The organism is Pseudoalteromonas sp. S1610 (genome assembly GCF_005887465.1).
GTDB classification, from domain to species: Bacteria; Pseudomonadota; Gammaproteobacteria; order Enterobacterales; family Alteromonadaceae; genus Pseudoalteromonas; species Pseudoalteromonas undina.
The window spans coordinates 1-18,176 of sequence record NZ_PNDI01000051.1; the positions used below are offsets into that span (position 1 = coordinate 1).

Below are 18,176 nucleotides of genomic sequence, written 5' to 3' on the forward strand. Positions count from 1 at the left end.
ATTGAAGATGGCTCTGGCGATATTCGCGTTAATCACGCTAAAGGGCTAACTATTACAGAAGCAGGCTCTGGCGATGTTAGCATCGATAATATCTCTGGTTCAGTAAAGCTAGACTAATAATCTAATTTTGCTTTCGAATTATATAAAACGGTCAATTAATTGACCGTTTTTGGCTTTGTATAATCAATAGTGTGGTCACAGCTGCCATCGTTTTCACAATCATTTATTCCATCGCCATCGCTATCCCAGCTTGGGTGCATAGTTTTTACAGGCACGGCTACACCTGCATGTTTAATGATGGTTAACTTATAATCACTTGTTTCACCACGTCTCGCTGCATTACGCATTAAATAAACTCGCACAATATAATCTCCATCTGTGCTGAGTTGATATTTAGCTTCATGCCCTTCTATTGAGCCAATAAATACGGCTTCATTACTGTCTAAGGGCAAAATATTAAAGTAGTTACTTAAATTTGAAGGAGTCAGGGTCACATTCAGAATATCACCTGCTTTTGCACTAACTAAATAGTCATTAAATTCATCACCAGTAATTTGCTGTTCAAGCTCAGCTCGCTGTGGTTCAAACTCAACCTTGTACTGTTGAGCTTGCACCGTTTGTGTAAATACCGCAGCAAACACAGTGGTCAGCATAATTTTTAAAAGCAGCTTAATACTCATTTTAGTTCCTATAAAAAACATATTATTAAATTTAATGGTACACAATAAAGTAATACCAATTCGCTTAATTAAGTGAACTATTTTGAGGGAGGGCAATCGTGTCGATAGCAAGGTAAAACATTGTTATTTAGTTGTTCTAAAAGAGAAGTTTTTAACGCAACTAACATCTGGTTTACCCCTTCAAATGATTAAATAGTATTGCGGATTAGTATGCGTTAATAATGTTTCTTTCACAATTAACTCAAACTTAATTTATAGTAGTATCAAAATATAAATAACTCCTAACCTCAAGAGAGCACCCCATGCTAGAAATTGCTTTAATTTACTTAGCCGCCGCTATCGTTGCAGTTCCCATAGCAAAACGACTTGGGCTTGGCTCTGTGCTGGGTTATTTAATTGCCGGCATTTTGATAGGCCCATATGCATTAGGAGTTGTAGGTGACCAAACCGATGTAATGCACTTTGCCGAATTTGGCGTAGTGATGATGCTATTTTTGGTCGGCCTTGAACTGCAACCTTCGCGTTTGTGGACTCTGCGCCACTCAATTTTAGGGCTTGGCGGATTACAAGTAGTATTAAGTGCAGCAGCTATTTTTGCTTTTTGTTATTGGTTTTTTGCTATGCATTGGCAAACCGCACTGGCTATAGGCTTAATGCTCGCGCTATCTTCAACGGCTATTGTGCTGCAAAGCCTTGAAGAAAAAGGCTGGTTAAAGCAAGAGGCCGGACAAAATGCATTTTCAGTTTTATTATTTCAAGATATCGCCATTATTCCTATTTTAGCGCTGCTCCCCTTACTCGCTTTTGCACCACAAGGTAACTCAAAAGACATTAACGACTCCATCATTGCTAGCTGGCCTATTTGGCAACAAGTAGGGGTTTCTGTTGCGGTTATTGCCGCTATTATTGCTGGCGGTAAATATGTATCGGCACCACTGTTTAGATACATCGCGCAAACCCACATGCGTGAAATATTCACAATTTTTGCATTGTTTTTAGTGGTGGCTATTTCGCTAGTGATGCAAAGTATTGGCTTATCACCCGCACTCGGTACTTTTTTAGCCGGTGTTGTATTGGCCGAAAGTGAATTTAGACACGAGCTAGAAGCCGATATAGAGCCCTTTAAAGGCTTATTACTGGGGTTATTTTTTATCACGGTTGGCGCATCAATTAATTTTGAATTGCTGTTTAACCAGTTCAGTATCGTGATTGCCTTAGTGGTGTTATTAATTGTCATTAAAGCCTGCATTTTATTTGCCCTTGCTGTCACATTTAATATCAGCTCAAAGCAAAAACTCTTGTTTACTCTAGCACTCGCACAAGGTGGAGAATTTGCGTTTGTACTTTTAAGCGTGACCACCACATTAAGTATTTTAACTCCAGAGCAAACCAGCCTAGTGACCTTAGTGGTTGCGGTATCTATGCTAATAGCCCCTTTACTCCTGATGTTTTATGAACAACTACAAAAACGAAGTAGTAGCACTAAGCCCGAGTTTGATAAACCAGAACAAATAAGCACAGCAAAACATGTGATCATTGCCGGATATGGCCGTTTTGGGCAAATAATGGGACGTTTATTACATGCGCAAGGCTACGAAATTACCGTACTTGATCACAGCCCAAGCCAAATAGAACTGCTGCGCCGCTTTGGTAATACCGTATTTTATGGTGATGCAGCACGCCAAGAACTGCTTGAAGCAGCAGGCGCGCACACAGCACAAATGCTGGTTGTTGCAATTGATAACCCTGATAAAACCATTGAGATTATTAAGCTGGCGCATAAAAACTATCCACAATTAAAAATAGTAGCGCGTGCCATAGATCGCCGCCATGCATACCAATTACTTAATTTAAAAGTAGATGCATTTAACCGCGAAACCGTCGACTCAGCCATAAACTTAGCCATAGAATCGTTGCAATTGCTTGGTAATAGCAAAGAAGATGCTGAACGTGCTGGTAAATTATTTAGAGATCACGACCGTGCAGCGGTACTGCAACTTGCCGAACTATGGGGTGATGATGCCAGTTATGGTGTGGCTGTGCGTCAGCGTATGGAGGATTTAAAGCAAGTATTACAACAAGATAAACAAGCACGGCAAAACTTAAATACCTGTGACGCCAACGACTATAAAAATGGCTTAACCGAGAGCACGATTAAGCCAAAAAACGCTAATGATGATGCCCACCTTGAATAGCTTCGCCTTGCTGGTTATAAAAACCGGTAGCGCCGTGCTCTATAAAACCTAGGTTAATCATTTTAGCTAAAAATGGATCGCTTTCGTTATCGCCAATATCCGCGTAATCGGTGGTTTGAAAGTTATCCCATTTTGCAAACTGAGCCTTAATTGCAGGTGTATCACTGTTTACATCATTTAAGCTAAGCAAGGTTTGAGTATCACTTTTTTTATTGGTCACACTAAAAGTTTTAACTAATTTTGCTTGCGGGAGAAAAGCCAGCTTAAATTGGTTATCGCCCTCATTAAGCACATAATTTTTTACCTCATTACAACCCTCACCTTGTGAACTTACTAGGGTCATTTTTGCAATTAAATGGTTATCCACCAGCTGACTTTTAGCACTCCAATTTTGCACTCCACGTACCTCCGATGGTTGGTACTCAATACCGCGTTGTTCGGCATTAAAGTAACGAATAGGACGAAGCTGGTTATTACTTAGCTGCTGCCAAAGCTCGGTTAGTGTTTCACTTTGATGAGCCACTTGCTGATTGTTTCGCCAAAGAGTAAGTGACTGGGTGCTGTGCTGCGATTTGTGCTGATTGGTAATTTTATAGTCGGCTTTTAGTTGCGCAGCATCAATGTCGCACTGCTGAGCGAGCGTACTCGTGCTGGCCAGTGCTGAGAATATAAATAATAACTTTTTCATTGGGGTAATCTCTTAGTTAAACATTACTTTATGACTCTAAAATAACGCTTAATAATGGCATTTGTATGACACAAAAAAGCCCGCACAGTGTGCGGGCTGTTTGTTTTGCTAGTTAATTTATTGCGCTACTTTTTCATCCGCCGCTTTTACAAAATCTGCGGCAAAGTCCATTACATGGAATAAAAAGCTTTGCTCATTAGTTCCAGTCACTAAGTGGGCACCAGGTCCGGTTGCATACACACCCACATCTTCACCCGCATGGGTTTCTGATGATAGTGGCACAAGTGCTTCTTGGTGAAAGCCCGGCGTTGTAGTATCAACATTGCTTAAATCAACGCGCCCTGTAACGGGTGCAAAGTTATATCCTTCATCTGCATCGGTTTCATTGCCTAAGTCTCTAAAGCCACCACCATTAGTGTAACCAACCGTAGTATAAGGCATATCATCGGCAGCTAAACTTGGCTCTGTTTGGCCTACACCAACCACTTTACCCAATATTGGGTTACCACGCTTAGGGTAACCCGCAATGGTAAATACATGGCTGTGATCGGCCGTGACCACGATTAGTGTTTCTTCTGGGTTAGTATTTTCCATCGCCACTTTTACTGCATTCGCTAACTCAATAGTGTCGTTTAATGCATTGTAAGCGTTACCCGCATGGTGGGCGTGATCAATACGGCCCGACTCAACTGTTAAGAAAAAGCCTTTATCATTGTTATCTAAAACATTAATAGCTTTTTCGGTCATTTGCGATAGCGAAGGCTCACCAGCGATATCGTTACCGCGGTCTGCTTCGTATTGCATGTGCGATTCGTTAAATAAACCAAATACCTTTGTGGCATCATCGCTAATGGCATCAAACCCAGCTTGATCCATTACGTAAGTACCAGTCGGGTAAGTTGTTTGCCATTCTGTCACTAAATTACGCGCATCAGTACGGTCGCCTTCAACAGCACTCACCGCATCTGCAGAATTAAAGGCTGCATCTTTAGGTAAAAAATGACGACGCCCGCCACCCATAACCACTTCGATTCCGTCTACATCAACACCACTAAAACGGGCTTCTAAGTTCTTTTCAAAATTAACCAGCTGTGAAGCAATATCTTCACAATTGGCTGACTCTGAAGCTGGCATATCTGAAATATCTTCCCAGTTACGATCAGCCGACTTAGCATAAGTTGCCGCAGGCGTTGCATGGGTAATACGTGCCGTAGAAACAATACCGGTAGATTTACCAGCAATTTCAGCAAGCTCTAACGAAGTAACAAGCTCATGCCCTTTGCCTGATGCACAATTACCACGCTCAACTGCTTCATCAATACCAATTACACCCACATCGGTTTTTACACCAGAGGCCATTGCTGTCATCGTACCGGCAGAATCAGGTGTTTGTGCATCTACGTTATAAGTTTTTACAAACCCAGAATACGGCATAGTTTCAAAGCTTAATTGGTGATCTTCACCCATTTCACCCTGCAATTGCCCCGCTAAAATACGCGCTGCCGTTATGGTAGAAATACCCATACCATCACCAACAAATAAGATCACGTTTTTCGCTTTACCTGACTCTGTTACTACCTTACTTGCTGCATCTTGCGCACTAGCAAGTTTAGTTTGTGCGTCGCTAAACCAAGCATTATTACTTAATGAAGCGAGCTGTTCACTCGTTAATGAGGTAGCTGGGTCGTTACATACTAAGTTAGTGTGCGTTACTTCGCTGCTCTCTAATTGCCCATTAGTATTGGTATCAACACCGCTTTGCGTTTCTACGCCGCCATTAACACATTGTGCTGAGCCTACTGCGATTTGGTTATCTACCGCTAAAATATTATTACTGTTTTTGTCGTCATCACTCGAACACCCAGTTAATGCGACCATTACTGCTAAAGAAAGTACTGTTAATTTATTCATGTGAGCCGCCATTATTGCTGAGTTAGTTCAAGAGCTTGATTAATTAAATGAAATACAACGTTTTGTTCTATAACACCTTGAGCAAGGTGAGCACCTGGGCCCATTGCATGCAATGAAATATCTTCACCTGCATGCGTTTCAGAGCCAAGTGGAACAGTAGCCTCTTGGTGAAAACCTGGCGTATTTGTATCAACACCATTTAGCTCAACACGTCCTGCAACCGCAGCTGTTTCATAGCTTGCATCTGCATCCGTTTCATCAACTAAGTTTCTAAAACCGAGGCCATTTGCATAACCTACTGTGGTGTATGGCATGTTATCAGCAGCTAGCGTTGGTGTAGTTTGGCCAACACCAACCACTTTACCTAAAATTGGGTTACCACGTTTCGGGTAACCTGCAATAGTAAACACATGGCTGTGATCGGCTGTAACTAAAATAAGCGTTTCTTCAGGGTCGGTGCTATCAACGGCAGCTTGAACGGCTTTTGCAAATTCAATAGTGTCGTTAAGTGCGTTAAAAGCATTACCCGCATGGTGAGCATGGTCAATACGGCCCGACTCTACGGTTAAGAAAAAGCCTTTTTCGTTTTTACCCAGTACATCAATCGCTTTGGTTGTCATATCGGTAAGCGACGGCTCACCAGCTATATCGTTGGCACGGTCAGCTTCGTATTGCATGTGCGATTCGTTAAATAAGCCAAAGACTTGGGTTGCATCATCGGCAATAGCATCAAACCCAGCTTGATCCATCACATAAGTGCCATTTGGATATTGTGTTTGCCACTCAGTAACAAGGTTGCGCTCATCAGTACGATCGCCTTCTACGGCGCTCATTGCATCATTTGAATTTGCAGATGCATCTTTAGGTAAAAAGTGACGACGGCCGCCACCCATTACAAAGTCTAAGCCATCAACATCGGTACCTATAAAACGCGCTTCTAGGTTTTTTTCAAAGTTAACTAGCTGTGAGGCAATATCTTCACAGCCTGCATTAACTGCTGCCTCTGGCATGTCTGAGATATCTTCCCAGTTGCGATCAGCTGATTTAGCATACGTTGCACCCGGTGTCGCATGAGTGATACGTGCAGTTGAAACAACACCGGTAGCTAAGCCTTTAATTTCAGCCAGCTCCGTGGCTGTTAATAGTTCATTACCGATAGCCGTTGTACAGTTACCTCGTTCAACCTTCTCATCAACCCCAATAACACCCACATCGGTTTTTACCCCTGAGATCATTGCTGTCATAGTGCCTGCTGAATCTGGCGTTTGTGCGTCAACATTGTAGGTTTTAACTTGTGCTGAATACGGGAATTTTTCAAAGCTTAAATAGCCTTCTTCACCGAGCTGGTTGTTTCGTTGACCTTGTAAAATACGCGCCGCTGTTAAGGTAGAAATACCCATGCCATCGCCAACAAATAAAATTACATTTTTAGCTTTGGTGCTTTTAACCGCTTGTGCTTGCGTTGTTTTAGTTGTTAGTTTTGTTTGTGCGGCACTGTACCAGCTGCTGTCTTTTTGACTTTGCGGTAGAACATTGGCATGACTAACGGCACTAAACGCACAGGTGAGTGCGATTGCCGCAGCGACTTTTTTAATTTTCATCCGTAATTCCCATTATGTAGTGGTTATTTTTAAAAACTGTGAGCTCAAAAACATCAACCGCTGCACTATAGGAAATAGATGTTACTAATAAAGGTAATTTTAATGACAAGAAGGTGACAGCCAAATTTTATATCAATAACACCTACTTTGTATTTCCATCGACTGCTTAACCCTTCTCATAATATATGTAACAGCTCTATAAAAGCACATCACAATATATTAGTTTATTGATCTCTTGCTTGAGCATAAGCCAGCTATTGCCTACAATAGCGCATAATTAATTCAACGCAGATCACTATTATGACTGATACAAACAAACCAGAATTACCTAATCAACTGTCTATTAACCCACGTAGCAAATTTTATGTAGAAGAAGTATTTGAACATGAAATCGGTATTACTCTTAACGGTAAAGAGCGTTTTGACGTTGAAGAATACTGCATCAGCGAAGGTTGGATTAAAGTAGCAGCGCCTAAAGCGCTAGACCGTCGTGGTCAGCCATTACTTATGAAAGTAAAAGGCACTGTAGAAGCCTTTTATAAGTAAGCTAAGCCTTATTAAAACAAAGCGACACCTTTGGGTAGTCGCTTTTTTTGTGCCTTTTAAAAACAGCTTTAACATGTTGAACTTTTTTCATACTCAACCTGATGAAGTTTCATTATGAATTTTCAAAAAGTATGTTTGAATAGCTTTAATTATTTAGACGTATAGAAGTCCATTATGAGCAAGTTAATAATATTAGATGGCGGCATGGGTCGTGAACTCAAACGCATGGGCGCGCCGTTTTCACAGCCACTGTGGAGTGCGCAAGCTTTAATAGAAGCACCGCAATGTGTAACCCAAGCACACCAAGGTTTTATAGATGCTGGCGCTGAAATAATTACTGTTAACAGCTATGCATGTGTCCCCTTTCACTTGGGTGAAACGCTTTACCAAGCAAAAGGTGCTGCGCTTGCTGAGCAGGCAGCGGTTATTGCAAAAAAGGTGACTCAAAACGCAAAGCAAACGGTACTCGTTGCCGGTTCACTGCCTCCTGCCTTTGGCTCGTATCGTGCTGATTTTTTCCAAAGTGATCGCGCATTTACTATTTTAGATACCCTGTATAAAGCACAAGACGAATATGTAGATATCTGGATTGGTGAAACCATATCAAACATTGAAGAAGCGCGGGTAATGGCAAGCGTACTGAAGAATTCAAACAAGCCATGTTATTACGCATTTACCCTAAGTGATGAAGTAAGCGAACAAGCGACATTACGCTCTGGTGAATTAGTATCAGACGCTATCCTAGCACTACTCGAATATAAAATAGCGGGCATATTCTTTAACTGCTCTATTCCCGAGGTTATTGAACAAGCGCTGCGCGACACTAATCGCGTGCTAAAACAGCAAAATAAACATGTTGATTTAGGGGCATTTGCGAATGGTTTTACACCAATCGCCAGTGATTATAAAGCCAATGAAGGCTCGCAAGGTTACCGCGATTTATCACCTGCTGAGTATGTAGCATTTGCTAAACAATGGCATAGCCTAGGCGCAACAATTATTGGCGGCTGCTGTGGTATTGGCCCCGAATTTATAGCAGCGCTGGTAAAGTGGAAAAGCGACATTAAAGCGATTTAATATCAATTATTTAACTATAAAAGCATCGAAAATCCATTGCGAGCTTATTGACTGCTTCCCAATACCCAATCAAGCCCTTGTATTGCGGTGGTTGGGAATGCGGTCGCATGCTGTGCCCCTTCAATAACAATACTTTTTAATTTTATATTATCACTATTGAGCGCATTAATTTTTTTCACAAGTTGCGCTGCGCCTTCAACCATATTTTGCCCTTCACCAAAGGCTGGAGTTTCCTTTGCCCCAACAGATACATAAACCTTTATTGGTATTTGGGGCTTATTCGCTTTTAACGCTAGCAGTGCATTATTATCAAACCAAACCGACGGGCTGCCAATAATATAATTGCTAAATAGCTCAGGCATCGTAAATAAAACAGCGGCGCCAAATAAACCGCCCAACGAGTTACCTATATACGTTCTTTGCGTGTTGCTTGCTCGGTAACTTTTTTCGATAAACGGCAGCACAGTATTTTTTAAAAACAGTGCATGATTTTTAGCGTTACCGGTTTGTTTTTTCCAGCTCAGGGATTGAGTGGGCGTATAATCCCTAACTCGACTACTAGCTCCTCTTGAGCCTTTTTCATAGCTGATCGCCACAATAATAGCCTGTTGCATTTTGCCGCTATTCATTGGAAACCGTGTGGCACCGGCAACGATAGGAAATGCATACGGCGCATCGGTTAAATAAATAACAGGATACGTTTTATTAGGCTCCTTTACATATGACTTAGGTAGCTGGATAAAAATAGGATACACCCGCTTGGTAGCGGGTTCGGTGAGCTCAATAACACTACTTCTAGGGATCTCGTAGGGGGTATTTGCGCTTAATTTAAAACAGATGAAAACACAAAGTAACAGCAAAAGCCTTAAAGCAGTATTCACTAAATTAGTTTACCTAAAAAACGATATTTATAATTACAATGCCACATAGTCGCTATTTTTAACACTGGCAGTGTTAAACAAGTTGATCTGATTTATCACCTGAACAGGGGCAATTTTCGTTATTCTTTTTAAAACACTGTTGGTAATTAAACCAATGGGCTAGTGCGATAAAAGCGGAGCCAATTAAAGTGAGCGCTTTTTCGGCCTCTTCTTGACCTAGCAATACTGCAATTATCAAACAAGCTAGACCAACAACTCCACACGCCATATAACGTGTACGTTTGTGCTTTTTACAGCCTAAGCTCAAAGCTAATAAGCTTGTTGGTAATACTACAGCAAGAACCCATAAGTGAAACTGTTCAGCATTTATTTGTAGTACAGCAAGGCTTGGCAACAGCGCTAAAATAACCGATGTTGCAAAACAATGTACCGTGCACATTAACGAAAGCCCAATGGCAAACTTATCTGCTGTCGTTTGAGTCAGCTTCATTATTTATCCTTCTTTTTAATTGTGTTAGCGGTACTTTGCTGGCACCCAAAACAAACACCTGAGATTTCTAATTGCGAAGTTGCTGGCGTAAACCCTTTCATTTTCAGTTCCCTAAACAAAGATTTAACCGAATTGTTAAGGTCATTCACCTCACTTGCTTTATTACAAGAGCTACAAATTAAAAACATCGATAGTTGATGCTCTCTATCATCATTAACGTGACTGCACGGTATAAACTTATTTTCTAACTTTAATCTATGTACCAGACCTACCGACTCTAAAAAACCTAATATCCGATAAACGGACATTGCCAAAATCGGTGTATTTATTTGCTTATTAAATTGATCTGTTAACTCATAAGCAGACAAAGGTTTATTTGCTTTCAATAGAATTTCAAATACCTGCTGACGTTTTGGCGTTAATTTTTTTTCAAAGGCTTCACATCTTTTTATCGCAAAGCCCATCATCTCTTTAAATTGCTGCTTTTTCATATTACCCACTCTAATGTAGTGGGCTGATGTTTTAACTTTGCCATCCTTGTTGCTCAATGCCTCCGCTGTGGTTTTATCTAAAAATTTATTAACTAGAGATAAATAAATGTAACAACTAACTTTTGCTTTACAGCAAACAGATCCCCCACGAATAACACCTAAACAATGACAGAAACACTTAACGCACTGAATTTAAATAAAAATTCAACTTAAGTTATGTAGGTGAAGTAGCCAAATTATATATCCTGAGTGATTTTTAGTTAATTAACTATTGATACAATATAACATTTCAAGCACAATTGATACAATATAACATTCGCAAAGGAATTCAAATGACACGAAAATCTCAATTAGCTTTGTTTATAGCAGCCCTACTACCAACAAATGCACTTGCAAATACCATCGAAGGTGTTGTTCTAAACAACCAAGGTAAAGTGGTGACTAATGCAACTGTAGAAGTTGAAGGCTCAGATATAACAGCAGTAACAGATGCAAGCGGTAAGTTCGTAATAACTGATTTAAAAAGTGGTTTAAAAGAACTTCATATTACCGCCCCTGGTTATGCCCATCTGCATCGAGATATCACATTTAGTGATGATAAAGGCCAGTCAATTACCTTTAACTTAGAACGTTCACCCATTGAAGTAATTGATATTGAAGCAACGCCTATTCACATGTCGGCAATGGAATCCTCGTCTCCCGTTAGCGTGTTATCTGGCGAACAATTAAGACGGCAGCAAGCTGCAACCCTTGGCGATAGCCTTGAAAAACTCCCGGGGGTTAATACTAACTTTCATGCAAAAGTAGCCAGTACTCCTATTATTCGTGGCTTAAGCGGGCCGCGTGTTCTAATTACACAAAATGGCCTTGATGTCAGTGATGTTTCGCGCGTTGGCCCTGATCACTCAGTCGCATCAGAGGCATCAACCGCAAAACAAATCGAAGTATTACGTGGCCCTGCCACATTATTTTATGGCAGCGGCGCCATTGGTGGTGTGGTTAATGTAGTTGATAATCGGGTGCCAACAGATAGCACTACTCGCGGTGAGTGGAATGTAGAGCACAACTCTGTTGATAATCAAAAAATCGCCTCATTTAATGCCACTACTGGCACTGATTCTTTTGCATTTTATGCTGATGCCTTTTGGCGTGAAGCTGATGACTATGAAATCCCTGTGGCCGCTGAATTAGCCAACGATGACCATGACCATGACCATGACCATGACCATGAAGAGCATAGTGGCGATTACACCGTTGCAAATAGTAATGAAGAGTCTGACGGCTTCACCTTAGGTACTAGCTATCTATTTGACCAAGGTTTTGTAGGTATAGCTGTTGAGCAATTTAATCGTCAATACGGCATTCCAGGCCACACCCATGGTGGCGAAGATGTTAATAGCGCTGAGGAAAGCGTATATGCCGACTTAGAGCAAACTAAAGTGCAGTTGCTAGGTGAATATAACCTTGATAACAAATGGCTTAATAGAGTAAACCTGCGCGCAGGTTTTACAGATTACGAACATGCTGAAATTGAACATGGCGCAGTGGGTACCACGTTTGAAAATGAAACCAATGAGTTACGCGTAGACTTAATGCATAACCCGTTTGCGCAGTGGAATGGTGGTTTGAGCTTTCATTACAAACACAGTGATGTTGAAGCGCAAGGCTCTGAGGCATTCACACCACCGTCACAAACACAAAGCTTTGCTATAGCACTGATGGAAGAAAAACACTTTGGTGACTTTTTAGTGCAATTAGGTGGCCGAGTTGAACGGGTAACCATCGATGCTGATAACGTGTTACTACCTAACATTGATGCACACGCACACAATGACACCGGTGTTCATGACGATCATGCTCATGAAGAACATGCCGGCAATACTCGCGTATTTGACGTAGAACAAGAATTCACACCAGTTAGTTTATCAACAGGTGTCGTGTGGGATTTTGCACCTAGCTACAACTTAGGCTTGTCGGTATCTCGTTCTGAGCGTGCTCCTTCGGTGTCGGAGCTATTATCATTCGGCCCTCACATTGGAACTGGTACTTATGAAGTAGGCGCACTATTTGATATTCATGAAGACGGCCATTTTGGTTTATCTGAGCAAGCGCTTGACCTAGAAACAGCAAACAATATTGATTTAACGTTTCGTAAAACCCAAGGTGATATCGGTTTCATTCTTAATGCTTTCTACAACCAAGTCGACAATTATTATTACCAAATCGACACAGGCCTATACGCCGAAAGCGGCCACGACCATGGTGATGAGCATAATCATGACCACGGTGACGAGCATGATCACTCATCTGAACTCCCAGTTTATTTATTTAAAACAGATGACGTAATTTTACATGGCTTTGAAGCCCAAGTTGCATGGCAGTTAACCAATGAATTTAAAGTAGATTTATTCTCAGATTACGTTCGTGCACGCCTTAAAGACGGTGGCGATTTACCACGCACACCACCGCTACGTTTTGGTACTGAGTTTAGCTACCAAACAAATAAGCTGAGTGCGCACCTCCACGTAACTCGCTATCAAGAGCAAGACCGCACAGCACCAGAAGAAACAGCTACAAACGGCTACACCATGCTTGATGCCAGCGTTTCATATGACTTATCAGTGCTAAATCAAGATGTGTCTGTGTATCTACGAGGTACTAACTTAACAGACACAGAAGCGCGCGTGCATAGCTCATTTTTAAAGAATATAGCGCCACGTCCAGGTCGTAGCTTTGCACTAGGTATTCGCGGTTACTTTTAAGCGCTAAAAAATTATAAATAAAGGAAATTAACATGACTAAACTATTCAAATTAAAATTAATTGCACTGGCAATAAGCAGCACATTAATCACCGCTTGTGGTGATGCAGAAACAAACATTGTTGAAAAAGACCCAATAGAAGTACCTGATGACGGCCACGATCATGGCGATGGTGGCGACCACGGTGATGAATACACTATTGATTCATTAGGTAGGCTTGCGATACTTGCTGGCGATAGCAACGAAGCGAACTTTTTCGACTTAGACGACAATGAGCTTCTTGATACATTTACTCTTACTAATGATTCAAACACGCTATCGTCGTCGCCTGACTTTCGTTATGCCGTGATTGCTAGCCGCGCTCAAGATTACCTCGGCTTTATAGACGGTGGCTTATGGCGTGAAGATCACGGCGCACACCTTCATGATTACGAACAAAGCCCTGAGTTTAGCAGTTATGAGCTAACTAGCGGCAGTCGCCCTACTCACTTGGTAAAGCACGATGGTCAGTTAGCGGTATTTTATGATGGTGATGCAGCATCAGGCACAACTGCGTCTGTTGAAGTATTAACAGATAACGACATAACAAACGCAACAGCGACCTTACCTGGTATTAGTTACGACATTAATATGCATGGTGTAGCAGAGCCGCGTGGTGAGCACTTATTAGCGACCCTTCGCCGCGATGATGCTCAAAGTACATCAAACGCTAAAATCCTGCCTGACCAAGTGGGTGTTTATCATTTTCATGATGGCGAATACGAACTTGAACAAACGCTAGAACTTACATGCCCTGATTTGCACGGCGCAGCACAAAACCATGATTACGTAGCGTTCGGCTGTAGTGACGGTGTGCTATTAGCCCACCAGCATGATGACGAATATCACGCTGAAAAAGTAATAAATATTGATGCCGTCGGCGACTTACGCATTGGTAGTATATACGGCCATGAGGGCAGCGAAACCTTTATTGGTGTTGCATCTGGTCACGGCGGCGGCCCTGCTGTGATTGTGAGTATAAATCCTGCGAAAGCTGAAATGGAAGAATTTGAATGGCAACTAGCTGATGGCGCAAGCGCTGTTTCTTACTCTTTTTCTGCCAACGGTGAGCACTTTTTAGTTTTAGACAGCCTTGGTTTTTTAAACGTGCTTGAGGCGCATGCGCACGACGATCACATACACTGGGAGCTAGCAGGTCAAGTTGATATTACACAAGAAGATGTAACAACTATGCCTGAAGGCATGAAGTTTAGTATGACAGTAGCGCAAAATGGTCAGTTTGCTTACGTAGCCGACCCAATAGCCCAACACGTTGTGCAAGTACACCTAGAAGACTTAGAGATTGAAGGTGAACTAGAACTTACATTCCCACCAGCCGCGATCACTTGGTTAGGTATTGCACAAGAGGAAGAGCACGACCACGTACATTAATTTTATATCTGTATTTACTTAAAGGTTGGCGCTTTTTGCCAACCTTTTTTATTCACATTTTGTAACAGACCTTTTATCGTAAGTGCATCGCTATTTTGCACCTTATTGTTATGATGGGATCGCTATTAATATAGGATGTAATTCCATGAAAAAACTAACAACATTGGCTCTTGCCTTGGCTGCAGCAATCGCGCCGGGTGTATCGGCCTATGAGACTAAAGACACTCGTTTACTTCGCTTTCCAGATATCCATAACCAAACCGTTACCTTTGTCTACAGTGGCGATATTTATATTGCGAATACGCAAACAGGCGAAAGCAAACGCTTAACCGACCATATTGGCTTTGAAACATTTCCTAAGTTTTCCCCTGACGGTAAGCGCATTGCATTTTCAGCCGAGTATAACGGTAGCCGACAAATTTATGTGATCAACAGTGACGGTTCAAACCTAAAGCAACTTACTTATTATAATGACGTTGGCCCAATGCCACCGCGTGGAGGTTTTGATTACCGCGTTTTAGATTGGACCGCCGACGGTAAAAATGTGGTATTTAGAGCTAACCGCACACCATGGGGGAAACGTATGGGTCGCCCTTACATGGTTCCTGCAGATGGCGGACTTGAACAGCCATTAGCGATTCCAGAAACTGGTGGCGGCATGCTATCTCCAGATGGCAGCAAATATGTTTATACGCCAATTGATCGAGAATTTCGTACGTGGAAACGTACTCGTGGTGGTCGTGCGCAAGATGTATGGATTTATGATTTAGAAAAAAACACATCAGAACAACTAACTACAAACCGTGCAACCGACCAGCAACCAACTTGGGTTGGTGACGATATTTACTTTGTGTCTGACCGTGATTACACGCTAAACCTTTATCAGTACCGCAAAGGCAGCGAACCAAAAAAACTTACCAACTATAAAAACTTTGACGTACTTTGGCCCTCAGCTGGCCCAAATGCGATTGTTTATGAAAACGGCGGTTATTTATATCGCTTTGACGCAAAAACACAAGAAAGCGCTAAGCTAAGCATTAACATTGCTGGCGTGCGCCAGTACGCAATGCCGTATAGCAAAAATGTTAGCGATTTTATTGATTCTATGTCGCTCTCTCACGATGGTAAACGCGCTGTATTTACTGCCCGTGGTGAGCTATTTAGTGTACCAATTAAACAAGGGCCTACACGCAACTTATCTTACACAGAAAAAAGCCGCGAAATAGATGCAAGCTGGTCACCAAATGGGCGCTACATAGCCTACATGAGCGATGAAAGCGGCGAGTACGAAATTTACTTAAAAGATCGCAGTAAAAATAATGCTATTAAGCAACTCACTAGCAATGGCACTATTTGGCGCTTTACGCCCATTTGGTCACCAGATAGCTCTAAATTGTTGTTTTCAGATAAAAACAACACACTTTGGTGGTTAGATGCAAAATCGGGCAAGCAACACAAAATTGATACCGGTATTTACGACGAAGACGGCATTACTCAATATACTTGGTCGCCTAACAGCCAAGACATTGTATTTGTTAAAAATAACGAAAACCGTTATGCCTCGCTATGGCACTACAACCTTAAAAAAGAAAAGGTAACGCGCTTAACAGACGAAATGAGTAATGAGCAAAACCCTACTTTTTCGCCTGATGGTCAATACCTTTACTTTAGCTCAGAGCGCGACTTTAACCTGGCATTTAGTAGCTACGAGTTTGATTACATGTTTAATCGTGCAACCCGTATTTATGCGGCCGCAGTAAACGACAGTGTTAAACCGCTTATTGCCTTACAAAGTGATGAAACCACGATTGTAAAAGACGATGACGACGAAAAAGAAGACGACAAAAAAGTTAAAAACGCACTGCAAAGCAGCGACTTTATGCAGCGTGTTACCGATCTTAACGCGCCAGCGGGCGATTACCGTGGCTTAACCGCAGTAAAAGACGGCGTACTGACTCTTGCTAATGGCGCATTACAACTTATAGGTACCGAGCACGACAGTGAGCTAGAAACAGTCGCTAAAGGTGTTAGCAATTACACTATATCGAGCAACAGCGAACACCTACTTGTACGCACAAGTGGCGGTTACAGCTTAATAGAGCCTAAACCAAAGCAAGACCTAGACGCCAACAAGCTAGATTTAAGCAAAATGACGCTTAAAATCAACCCGCAAGCTGAGTGGCAACAAATGTACGTAGAAGGCTGGCGCACACTGCGTGACTGGTTCTACGACGAAAATCACCACGGTCAAGATTGGGATGCTATTTTAGCTAAATACCAACCTATGGCTGATGCTATTAGCCACCGTAGCGACCTTGATTACGTACTTAGCGAAATTGCCGGCGAAATTAACTCAGGTCATATTTACGTGCAATCGGGCGATATGCCAAAAGCCGAATGTAAAAACCATGGTTTATTAGGCGCTAAGCTTGCAAGCGACCCATCTGGTTATGCAAGAATAGAACAAATCTTTAAAGGTGAAAACTGGCATGACGATTTCCGTTCACCGCTTGGCACCACAGGCGTAAAAGCACATAACGGCGATTACATTATTGCGGTAAATGGCCGCTCGGTAAAAGACGTTGCTAACTTTTACGAACTCCTTGAAAACACCCAAGGTGAGCAAGTAGAGCTAGTGCTAAACAGCAAACCGCGTAGCAAAGGTGCGTGGCAAGTAACAGTAAAACCGGTAGCCAGTGAGCAAGGTCTACGTTATTTAGATTGGGTTAACTCGCGTGCAGCCTACGTTAATAAGCTATCAAATGGGCGTATTGGCTATGTGCACCTGCCAAATACAGCCTATGAGGGTAACCGCGCCATGTTTAAAAACTACATGCCGCAAACAACCAAAGATGCCATGATTATTGATGACCGTTACAATGGCGGTGGTTTTATTCCTGAGCATATAATCACGTGGCTTGCGCGTAAACCGCTTAACTATTGGAAACGCCGCGGTGTAGAGCCAACTAAAACACCGCAGTTTGCGCACAATGGTCCTAAAGCCATGCTAATAAATGGCTATTCAAGTTCTGGTGGTGACGCAATCCCTTACTACTTCCGCCAGGCTGGTCTAGGTAAGCTAATTGGTACCCGTACATGGGGTGGCTTAATTGGTATTTCTGGTAACCCAAGCCTTGTAGACGGCGGACAAGTAATTGCTGCTACATTCCGTATTTTAGACACAAAAGGTAACTGGATCATAGAAAACGAAGGTGTTGCACCAGATATTAAAGTAATTGATCGTCCAGAGCTTATTTATAAAGGCCAAGATCCATCAATAGAGCGTGCTGTACAAGAGTTATTAAAGGAGCTTAAAGAAAATCCTAAACAACCCTTAGTGATACCACCAGCACCTTCTAAGTTTTAATTTGCTGCATAGCTAAACAAGCTAATACCAATAAAAAAACCCTGCAAATTTGCAGGG

Annotated in this window: 13 protein-coding genes and 1 pseudogene; 7 read left to right on the forward strand and 7 right to left on the reverse strand. The window is 42.0% G+C overall.

Annotated elements, in window-relative coordinates; all coding sequences use genetic code 11:
• Positions 1-117: pseudogene (locus CWB77_RS18820) on the forward strand (DUF4097 family beta strand repeat-containing protein); the annotation flags it as partial.
• Between the two features lie 38 nt (positions 118-155).
• On the opposite strand, the gene CWB77_RS15300 reads toward CWB77_RS18820, so the two are convergent.
• The gene (locus CWB77_RS15300; RefSeq protein ID WP_016899006.1) at positions 156-680 is read right to left on the reverse strand and encodes a hypothetical protein; all 525 of its coding nucleotides are present in this window, start codon (positions 678-680) and stop codon (positions 156-158) included.
• A gap of 302 nt (positions 681-982) precedes the next feature.
• Between CWB77_RS15300 and CWB77_RS15305 the strand changes: the two genes are divergently transcribed.
• Positions 983-2,875 carry a monovalent cation:proton antiporter-2 (CPA2) family protein gene (locus CWB77_RS15305; RefSeq protein WP_138623463.1) on the forward strand — a complete coding sequence of 631 codons (1,893 nt, stop codon included), beginning with the start codon at positions 983-985 and terminating at the stop codon, positions 2,873-2,875.
• On the opposite strand, the gene CWB77_RS15310 is transcribed toward CWB77_RS15305, so the two are convergent.
• The 3 genes from CWB77_RS15310 to CWB77_RS15320 form a co-directional block, all read right to left on the reverse strand.
• Positions 2,850-3,563: a hypothetical protein gene (locus CWB77_RS15310; protein WP_138623465.1), complete on the reverse strand. Its 714-nt coding sequence runs from the start codon at positions 3,561-3,563 to the stop codon at positions 2,850-2,852. The genes CWB77_RS15305 and CWB77_RS15310 overlap by 26 nt on opposite strands.
• A 117-nt stretch (positions 3,564-3,680) precedes the next feature.
• The gene (locus tag CWB77_RS15315) at positions 3,681-5,474 is read right to left on the reverse strand and encodes an alkaline phosphatase (protein WP_138623467.1); all 1,794 of its coding nucleotides are present in this window, start codon (positions 5,472-5,474) and stop codon (positions 3,681-3,683) included.
• An 11-nt stretch (positions 5,475-5,485) separates the two neighbouring features.
• Positions 5,486-7,075, reverse strand: a complete 1,590-nt coding sequence (locus CWB77_RS15320; RefSeq protein WP_138623469.1) for an alkaline phosphatase — start codon at positions 7,073-7,075, stop codon at positions 5,486-5,488.
• Between the two features lie 300 nt (positions 7,076-7,375).
• On the opposite strand from CWB77_RS15320, the gene CWB77_RS15325 reads away from it, so the two are divergent.
• Together CWB77_RS15325 and CWB77_RS15330 are read left to right on the forward strand one after the other, a co-directional pair.
• Positions 7,376-7,621, forward strand: coding sequence for a DUF3297 family protein (locus CWB77_RS15325; RefSeq protein ID WP_008112798.1), 246 nt, complete (start codon positions 7,376-7,378; stop codon positions 7,619-7,621).
• Between the two features lie 174 nt (positions 7,622-7,795).
• A complete protein-coding gene (locus tag CWB77_RS15330) occupies positions 7,796-8,698 on the forward strand; it encodes a homocysteine S-methyltransferase family protein (RefSeq protein ID WP_010392193.1) in 903 nt (300 codons plus the stop codon).
• Between the two features lie 44 nt (positions 8,699-8,742).
• Here CWB77_RS15330 and CWB77_RS15335 read toward each other — a convergent pair whose 3' ends face one another.
• From CWB77_RS15335 to CWB77_RS15345, 3 genes are all read right to left on the reverse strand, one after another.
• Positions 8,743-9,579 carry an alpha/beta hydrolase gene (locus tag CWB77_RS15335; RefSeq protein ID WP_055012357.1) on the reverse strand — a complete coding sequence of 279 codons (837 nt, stop codon included), beginning with the start codon at positions 9,577-9,579 and terminating at the stop codon, positions 8,743-8,745.
• A gap of 73 nt (positions 9,580-9,652) precedes the next feature.
• On the reverse strand, positions 9,653-10,069 hold the full coding sequence (locus tag CWB77_RS15340) for a MerC domain-containing protein (protein ID WP_138623471.1): 417 nt from the start codon (positions 10,067-10,069) through the stop codon (positions 9,653-9,655).
• Positions 10,069-10,560, reverse strand: coding sequence for a Fur family transcriptional regulator (locus CWB77_RS15345; RefSeq protein ID WP_138623473.1), 492 nt, complete (start codon positions 10,558-10,560; stop codon positions 10,069-10,071). The genes CWB77_RS15340 and CWB77_RS15345 overlap by 1 nt, the downstream gene beginning before the upstream one ends.
• Positions 10,561-10,892: 332 nt before the next feature.
• Here CWB77_RS15345 and CWB77_RS15350 point away from each other — a divergent pair, with 332 nt between their 5' ends.
• The 3 genes from CWB77_RS15350 (at position 10,893) to CWB77_RS15360 (ending at position 18,119) form a co-directional block, all read left to right on the forward strand.
• Complete coding sequence (locus CWB77_RS15350; RefSeq protein WP_138623475.1) at positions 10,893-13,322, forward strand: TonB-dependent receptor; 2,430 nt, start codon at positions 10,893-10,895, stop codon at positions 13,320-13,322.
• Positions 13,323-13,354: 32 nt separating this feature from the next.
• Positions 13,355-14,752: a 5-methyltetrahydrofolate--homocysteine methyltransferase gene (locus CWB77_RS15355; protein WP_138623477.1), complete on the forward strand. Its 1,398-nt coding sequence runs from the start codon at positions 13,355-13,357 to the stop codon at positions 14,750-14,752.
• Between the two features lie 145 nt (positions 14,753-14,897).
• Positions 14,898-18,119, forward strand: a complete 3,222-nt coding sequence (locus tag CWB77_RS15360; protein WP_138623479.1) for a S41 family peptidase — start codon at positions 14,898-14,900, stop codon at positions 18,117-18,119.
• Positions 18,120-18,176: the final 57 nt, after the last annotated feature.

Bases quoted from the DNA above. Each gene is read 5' to 3' on its own strand.
- CWB77_RS15345 (WP_138623473.1), bottom strand. From the start codon at position 10,560: ATGAAAAAGCAGCAATTTAAAGAGATGATGGGCTTTGCGATAAAAAGA.
- CWB77_RS15350 (WP_138623475.1), top strand. From the start codon at position 10,893: ATGACACGAAAATCTCAATTAGCTTTGTTTATAGCAGCCCTACTACCA.
- CWB77_RS15330 (WP_010392193.1), top strand. From the start codon at position 7,796: ATGAGCAAGTTAATAATATTAGATGGCGGCATGGGTCGTGAACTCAAA.
- CWB77_RS15320 (WP_138623469.1), bottom strand. From the start codon at position 7,075: ATGAAAATTAAAAAAGTCGCTGCGGCAATCGCACTCACCTGTGCGTTT.
- CWB77_RS15340 (WP_138623471.1), bottom strand. From the start codon at position 10,069: ATGAAGCTGACTCAAACGACAGCAGATAAGTTTGCCATTGGGCTTTCG.
- CWB77_RS15305 (WP_138623463.1), top strand. From the start codon at position 983: ATGCTAGAAATTGCTTTAATTTACTTAGCCGCCGCTATCGTTGCAGTT.
- CWB77_RS15355 (WP_138623477.1), top strand. From the start codon at position 13,355: ATGACTAAACTATTCAAATTAAAATTAATTGCACTGGCAATAAGCAGC.
- CWB77_RS15300 (WP_016899006.1), bottom strand. From the start codon at position 680: ATGAGTATTAAGCTGCTTTTAAAAATTATGCTGACCACTGTGTTTGCT.
- CWB77_RS15360 (WP_138623479.1), top strand. From the start codon at position 14,898: ATGAAAAAACTAACAACATTGGCTCTTGCCTTGGCTGCAGCAATCGCG.
- CWB77_RS15315 (WP_138623467.1), bottom strand. From the start codon at position 5,474: ATGAATAAATTAACAGTACTTTCTTTAGCAGTAATGGTCGCATTAACT.
- CWB77_RS15310 (WP_138623465.1), bottom strand. From the start codon at position 3,563: ATGAAAAAGTTATTATTTATATTCTCAGCACTGGCCAGCACGAGTACG.
- CWB77_RS15325 (WP_008112798.1), top strand. From the start codon at position 7,376: ATGACTGATACAAACAAACCAGAATTACCTAATCAACTGTCTATTAAC.